The following is a 6888-nucleotide window of genomic DNA, read 5'->3' on the forward strand; positions in this document are numbered from 1 at the left end:
AGGGACCTTGTCCCAATTACCAAATTTAAATTTAATTGCTTAAGAAAATAGCCAGCTCTGTTGTACTACTGCTACCGCAGCATCACAACAGGGCTGGCTTTTAATATTGAACAGGGAAACTCATAGGGAAGGTTCGGGAGCAGCCGACAAGGCTGAAAATCGGATGACTAGTATATCCAATGCGTGGGGAGGTAACGAACCGCGTTCTGCTTGGAAGTAAAAGCCACGGCAGCCCAACTTTACACAGAGAAAGTTTAGGGTTGGAACAGTAAGAGTGGCGAGCAAATCTATGGGACATGAGGGACAGGGACCTTGTCCCGTTTTGTGTTGTGGCAACTCGTGGGGAAGGTTCTATCAGGGGACATTCGGAAGTTGAAGCTCTAAGTAATGAGTCTATACTAAATTATTGTAAGATCATTGTAACTTTGATTATAATCGCAAAATTTTTGAGTGCCCTAGCAAGAAGGAAGTTTTTTTAGTTTTTGTACTTAATATTCGACAGCTATCTCAAAATTTCCTTCTTCTTGTGAGTAGGTTGTTGATGTACATGGAGGTGTCATTGGTGGAAGGGGTTTGTTAAAAAAATGGTCTCCTGGTATGGAAACCATTTTATAGTTGACAATATGGTGTTACCGTTGTTACTTCTTCTAGAAATAATAACTTAAATTATATATTGTATACCTAAAACAATGAAAGCCCTACCTCTCTTTCATCTTTACGGATCCTTGTCCGTGCCTGTGTGATTCAGGATTGCAAAAATCAAGTGACTATTTTATGAGTTATTTGATGAAGCTTCAAATAATATTGGATTAGATTGTAGAAATAACAAAAGAGGTTAACGGTCTAAAAGTGAGTTTAAGAAATTGGGTGTCTTTGAAGAGTTTTATGTTTATTAATAAACATATTCCTGAAAAATAGAAGATATATTTGGGAGATGTAATACGTTATCAATAATTAATTTTAACAGAAACTTTTTATTTGATTGTCAGTGATCCCTTTAATTAATCTCAGTTCACTAATCAAAAATCCATGTGCGCTATTAAACATTTCTCTTTCGCTTGTATTAAGTGCTTTCTCTTTCTTCATACGATTTAAATCACGTACAACTTCAACACAATCTTGTATTTTACCCGTTTTTATTTTTTCCATATTCATTTTATACCTTTGTTTCCATGGCAGTAATCTATCTGATTCTCCATGTTGAAAAATGTGTATGATGTGTTTTAATGCATTTATGTCAGTAACAGGGCGTATACATGAACTCAATGTTTTACCCGTAGGAATCATGACTTCCATATTACCGATAAACATTTTTATGACATAATACTGTTGCTTGTCCCCTGAGATTTCCTTTTCTTCTATGGCTTTAATTATACCTGCTCCGTGCATTGAATAAACAATGTTATCGCCAATTTGAAACAAATAATCCACCTCCATATATGGTAACCTTCATAATCATAACATATGGATAGATTATTATCAAATTTTTAATTTTATCATAATGTTATTTTCTTTGTCAACAAGTTTATTTTTAAAAAAGGGACATGAGGGACAGGACCTTGTCCCGATTTGTGTTGTAGTAACTCGTGGGGACGGTTCGTGTGAGTCGGTTGTTGAGGTACTGATGATGCGATAGGTTTGGAGTAGGTGAGTAGGGTTTTAATTTACTCATAGGATTTGATATTTAAAGGAATAGGCCAGTTTTTATGCGAAACTGCTTCTGCAGATTCACAAAAAGGTGGGTTTTCTATATGGTTAGCTCTAGAAGAACCGAAGGGTCAAGGCAAAAGGAGACAGATACGGAGTATTCTAGAATATAAATTGGAAGAATGATAAACTGAAAAGAAAATTTAAATTTTAGGTGGAGGGCATGTGATGGAAGTAAAAATAAAGGGATTGGATTACGACAGGATTTGGGAAGATACTTGGGTTAATGGTGTCGAACGGTATTTAGCGATTAAGGGTAGTAATAGAGGCATTATTGAAAAATCAGGAAAAGTTATTATCCCTGTGAAATATGACACTGTGGAACATGATAACGGTTATTATATTGTTACTGAAAATTTGAAGAAGGGGTTATTTTCTAGTGAGGGAAAAATGATACTACCCATTCAATACGATGCGATCGTTACATCTAATGGTAATGTTGCAACAATAAAAAATAATGGTAAAATTGGAGTCTTTAATTTAAAAACGAAGAATATTGTAGTCCCTTTAATCAAAGAAGCAGCTGTATTTGATGCAAATTATATTGCAATGCGAGAAAATGGTTTATGGGTAATCTATAATGAGAATGGGGATATTTGGATTCCGCCTATTTTTACTAATGTAGCTAAAAAGAAATATGATGTCACGGCATTAAGAAACAACACTCGGTATGCTTCTACAGGAGAATTTTTTGTTGATTATCCAAGAAAAAATGTTAAAGGTGGAACCCTCCATATAAAAGAGAGAATCATAGAAACAATTCATACAAAAATTATACTATAAAAGACGGTGGGACATGAGGGACAGGGACCTTGTCCCGTTTTGTGTTGTGGTAACTTTGTGTTGAACAGGAAAGTGATTTTATATTTATATGTAATTGCCGAAGAAAATAGCCAGTCCTGTTGTGCTACTGCTATTGCAGCATCACAACAGGGCTGGCTTTCTATATTGGTAGGTTTAATAGCTTCAAAGGGTCTTTTACTCTTTTGAGTAATGTTGCATTAAGGTACGATGTCTTTCTTTGAAAGTGGGGAGGGAAGGGGGATCAACATTTTTTTAAAAAATGCTCCCGACGTCATGAGGTTTGAAGGGGTGTGTTTCCCGTTTACCAGGCAGATCGGAACCGTCCCTGTTTGACCGCATTGATTTATAGATGATAAACACAAGGATCATGAAAGTTAAAATAACTTTAAGGTATGTTCTTTCAATTATTTTCCCAACTAGTACTTCTCCCATAGAAAGTGGGAGTTGCATAAGGAAATCAGTATCATTTGAAGTGAAAAAGCGATAGTATGTATTATATATATCACTAAATATGATCGTTGATAAAAATACCAACAATAATGCATGCGTCCACAGTACTTTTTCATCTAAGGATAAAATAGATAAATGTAGCGTAAGGAAATTAAAGGTAAAATTTAATATAGAATTTAAGAATACAAAAAAGAGTATAAGAATGGCGATAGATAAAAAAGCTGCGAGAAATGATCGTTTTTTCGTCACTGGTTTGTTATTATCGTAGAGCATTTTGTTTACTATATACCTCGTACGGTTTGTCATTATTAATATGATCTTCTTCACTTTTTAACCTCACAAACAGTTGGTTTAAAGATTCACAGTAATTAATCCTTCTATTAAAGCTGCAACTAATAAAAGTAAAATGAAAAGGATGAATAATACTATCATTTCCTTTATATCTTTCCTTTTAAAAAAAGGTTTGTTAAAAAAAATATGACCGAAAATAACAAAGAGTGGTTTTAAGGCTAAAGTTCCTACGATAATGACTGCAAGCATTTCAAAAATTCCATGGAAAATTGTATATTTCATGATCAAGGATACAGGTAACTCTTTTGAAAGAAAGAAAATAGAAGAACCTAACAGATTCCCCTGAAAACAAATATACAAAAAAGAAATAAATCCTAATGAAATTATCCCTATAATAATAGGAATGAGAATCATAAAATTATGAATAAAAATCTCATACCATACAATTTCTTGATATGTAGATTCATTTGGGGCAGTATTTACACCGCTAGGGATCTCCATTGAAGCATTGTAAAATATATTCATATAAATGATCGTACCGAAAAAACTAAAAAATAAACCAAAAGTAGAAAGATAAAATGGTCCTTTATTATTTTGATACATTTCTTTAACTGCTTCTTTCATCATTATCAACATCGATCAAATCCTTTATATAATTTACTCTTTTTTCAAATGTAGGATGTGATTCCTTCCAATTCCGCCTTTTTTGAATTGCATTGTCCATTTCATCCTCATTCATCTTACTTAGCTTCAATAAAGTATCAACATAAATTTCTTTATCTTCTAAATGATTTACTGCATATGCGTCCGCTTGATGTTCAAAGAATTTACTAACAAAATTAGGCAACCACTCTGTAAGAATAAGTAATCCAATTACACCGATGGGAAACAATAGAATATAATGCCACCACCCAAATGATAATAATAGAATACGTGAGTAAAATATTGTTGTACTAATCAGTAAAGCAATAATACATGTTAATAAAAGGATGTATCTATTATGTTTCAACTTGATGTGACCAATTTCATGAAGGAGTACACCTTTGGTTTCATTCATATCAAAATGTTGTAAAAGACCTTCTGTAACAAAGATTTTTATTGATTTAACAGTAAATGGATTCGTACTATAAACCCAAGCATTTGTTTCATTTTTCGAATCTCTCTTTTTAAATAGTTGTACATTGGAATTAGTGCTTTTCTCAATTTCTCCTTGCATTCGTTGAAATGTATTGGTCATCGTGATATTTTCAAAATTACCTATATAACGATCTAAAATGGTATACCCTATCATAAAAAGGAAAGTCATTGATAAATACCAACAAATAAACCAACCTACATTACTGATCATTTTTATATGTAATGACAAAGGTAGTAAATAATAACTCAAAAAATATAAGAGTCCTATAGTAAAAGTGAACAAGAGAACTAATTTCTCTCTTTTATTGAATTCTAAAAAGCTACTAGACTTTTGATTTTCAGGAACATTCTCTTCCGTTTTGATAGATTTTTTATCAGTCATTAATTGAAAAACATTAGTCGTAATAAGCAATGACCCTAAAGTAGGTAAAAATATTGAAAATAACATACTATAAATATAGGAATCCGTCTTAATTAAGAAAAAATTTAAAGTATAAAAATAATTTAATCCTAATGGTAGGATGAGTGCTGTCAAGAAAGGAAAGAACAGAGTAAATAGGTTTCTTAATGATTTTTTGACATTTAGTAAAAATGTGATTATCCCCGCAATAAGAAAAGAGAGGACATAAATAACAATACTAAAAGTATCATTGTGTGCAGTAGATAGCTTCATATTATCTAATTCTAGCTTATTAACCTGATCATTCTTAGAGATAACATATGTTTGAAAAAAAAGGTTCCTGTCTTTCTCGGCTATGTTGGTCTCATTTGAAAAAGATGGGATAATACCATTTCTTGTTACCAACTCTAATTCAGGGCCTTTCATTTCACCATTTCCAACAGAATTAAACTTTTGATAAACAAATTGTTTATTAATTACGTTAAAACTACTTTCCTTGTCTTTCATTATCATTTCATTTTGCTTTGGTTTGATTGTTAAAAAATAATCTCCTTGAATGGAAGAATAGCCGGTAAGATATTTTTGTGTTCCTTCCTCTTCTACTTTAGACTCTAAAAGAATGAAAGGAGAGAGGACTGCAGATCTTACACCAATTTCCACAACAATAATACTAATAGTTGCTACTACAGCAACGAAATAACAAAGCATAAATTTCTTAAACATATATTTCCCCCGCATTATTGTCTGTTATATTAACATCATTACTATCTCTGGTAGAATTTTAAAGCAAATGCTTATAAGAAACGCACACAATGTGATGGAGGCGGAAAGCATCCAATGTTGATTCTTTAAAAGTACTTTTACCCCAAGATAAATCAAAAAATATTGCCAAAGAATAAAAATATCAATATTTTTTAATAATATCGCTACTATTCCATTTTCTATTCCTGGAAATAGCACTCTTAAACCTTGTGGTTCAAATATATTTCCTGTCATAATAATGATGATAATGAAGGAAATAGATTTAATTAGAATTGGAAACCAACTATATCCAATAATACTAAAAATAGTTCTTAAATGTTGAACATCAACGGAAACTAAGGCAATGATGAAGTAAATAATTAGAGAGTGAATGATTAATTCAATTAAAAATCCACCACAGAGTATAAATGTCATTATTGAAAACATAACAATGCTATTCGAGTTGGACGTTTCAAGTTCTAAAAATTGGTTGATTTCTTGTTGTATATATGGAAAAGTCCCTGTATTTAATAATAACGCTGTTAATATAACTAATAGAATTGGAAACAATGGTTTAGGTTTTTGTTTAACATGCTCGAATAAGACAGTAGGATCAAACATGATTTGGGAAAATGAGCTTTTGCTTACACTTAATTGCACATTTAATAGCCTCCTTCCTAAATAAATCCCGGAACAATAATATATTACTACGGAAGTAGTTCTGAAAATTCAGAACTACTTCTGCATCGATAATTACCAAAGGACTGCTTCTCGTCTGCCCTTTCGATTAATATACCATTTAAGTGACATTCTAGCTGCCCAGGTAATCGCAGTAACGACTCCAAAAGATAGGAATCCTAAGACAATACTAACAGCAGCTGCAATATCTGATCCCACCATAACCATATTAACTATCCTACTAGCGTAAGACTGAGACTGATTCCAAGTGTATTTGGTGTGGTTATTAATTACTCTTGCTAGCTGTAACTCAGCACTAGAAGCTTCATATTCTGCCACTGCCACATTAGTAGTTACGGATTGAGAGCTATTATTTGCAGGCAGAAATACTGAACTAGCCATTAATAAGAATGCCATCATACATAGAAATGATATACTAAGTACTCGTTTCTTTCCTTTAATCATTTCCATTTCTTTTACCTCCTTTCTACATTATTTTTTAGTAGCTTTAAAGTAGATATAATATGAATATTTTAAATATTAAATCCACTTGAAAGCATACCAAATTTCAGCATAATTGAAATAAAACGGGAACCATTTTTGGTTTTTGTGTAAAAAATTGTATTTTTTTCCTGTGAATTTTGTCCTAAAAAGAACGGAGTTGGGGCGAGGGGGGCGAG

General features: G+C 32.2%; 7 protein-coding genes. 1 reads left to right on the forward strand and 6 read right to left on the reverse strand.

The window, feature by feature from the left end; genetic code table 11:
- Nucleotides 1-960: 960 nt before the first annotated feature.
- Complete coding sequence (locus tag QA612_RS22340; RefSeq protein ID WP_278286045.1) at nt 961-1437, reverse strand: CarD family transcriptional regulator; 477 nt, start codon at nt 1435-1437, stop codon at nt 961-963.
- Between the two features lie 438 nt (nt 1438-1875).
- On the opposite strand from QA612_RS22340, the gene QA612_RS22345 reads away from it, so the two are divergent.
- On the forward strand, nt 1876-2490 hold the full coding sequence (locus QA612_RS22345; protein WP_278286046.1) for a WG repeat-containing protein: 615 nt from the start codon (nt 1876-1878) through the stop codon (nt 2488-2490).
- A gap of 273 nt (nt 2491-2763) precedes the next feature.
- On the opposite strand, the gene QA612_RS22350 is transcribed toward QA612_RS22345, so the two are convergent.
- The 5 genes from QA612_RS22350 to QA612_RS22370 form a co-directional block, all read right to left on the reverse strand.
- Entirely contained in the window at nt 2764-3288 is a 525-nt protein-coding gene (locus QA612_RS22350; RefSeq protein WP_278286047.1) for a hypothetical protein, read from the reverse strand.
- 24 nt (nt 3289-3312) lie between these two features.
- Complete coding sequence (locus tag QA612_RS22355; RefSeq protein ID WP_278286048.1) at nt 3313-3888, reverse strand: stage II sporulation protein M; 576 nt, start codon at nt 3886-3888, stop codon at nt 3313-3315.
- Nucleotides 3860-5512: a M48 family metallopeptidase gene (locus QA612_RS22360; RefSeq protein WP_278286049.1), complete on the reverse strand. Its 1653-nt coding sequence runs from the start codon at nt 5510-5512 to the stop codon at nt 3860-3862. The genes QA612_RS22355 and QA612_RS22360 overlap by 29 nt, the downstream gene beginning before the upstream one ends.
- Before the next feature lie 24 nt (nt 5513-5536).
- The gene (locus QA612_RS22365) at nt 5537-6190 is read right to left on the reverse strand and encodes a YIP1 family protein (RefSeq protein WP_278286050.1); all 654 of its coding nucleotides are present in this window, start codon (nt 6188-6190) and stop codon (nt 5537-5539) included.
- 93 nt (nt 6191-6283) lie between these two features.
- Nucleotides 6284-6679, reverse strand: a complete 396-nt coding sequence (locus QA612_RS22370; RefSeq protein ID WP_278286051.1) for an uberolysin/carnocyclin family circular bacteriocin — start codon at nt 6677-6679, stop codon at nt 6284-6286.
- Between the last annotated feature and the right edge of the window lie 209 nt (nt 6680-6888).

Source organism: Evansella sp. AB-P1, from assembly GCF_029688925.1.
In the GTDB taxonomy this organism is placed as follows: domain Bacteria; phylum Bacillota; class Bacilli; order Bacillales; family Salisediminibacteriaceae; genus Evansella.

Bases quoted from the DNA above. Each gene is read 5' to 3' on its own strand.
- QA612_RS22345 (WP_278286046.1), top strand. From the start codon at position 1,876: ATGGAAGTAAAAATAAAGGGATTGGATTACGACAGGATTTGGGAAGAT.
- QA612_RS22370 (WP_278286051.1), bottom strand. From the start codon at position 6,679: ATGGAAATGATTAAAGGAAAGAAACGAGTACTTAGTATATCATTTCTA.
- QA612_RS22355 (WP_278286048.1), bottom strand. From the start codon at position 3,888: ATGTTGATAATGATGAAAGAAGCAGTTAAAGAAATGTATCAAAATAAT.
- QA612_RS22360 (WP_278286049.1), bottom strand. From the start codon at position 5,512: ATGTTTAAGAAATTTATGCTTTGTTATTTCGTTGCTGTAGTAGCAACT.
- QA612_RS22340 (WP_278286045.1), bottom strand. From the start codon at position 1,437: ATGGAGGTGGATTATTTGTTTCAAATTGGCGATAACATTGTTTATTCA.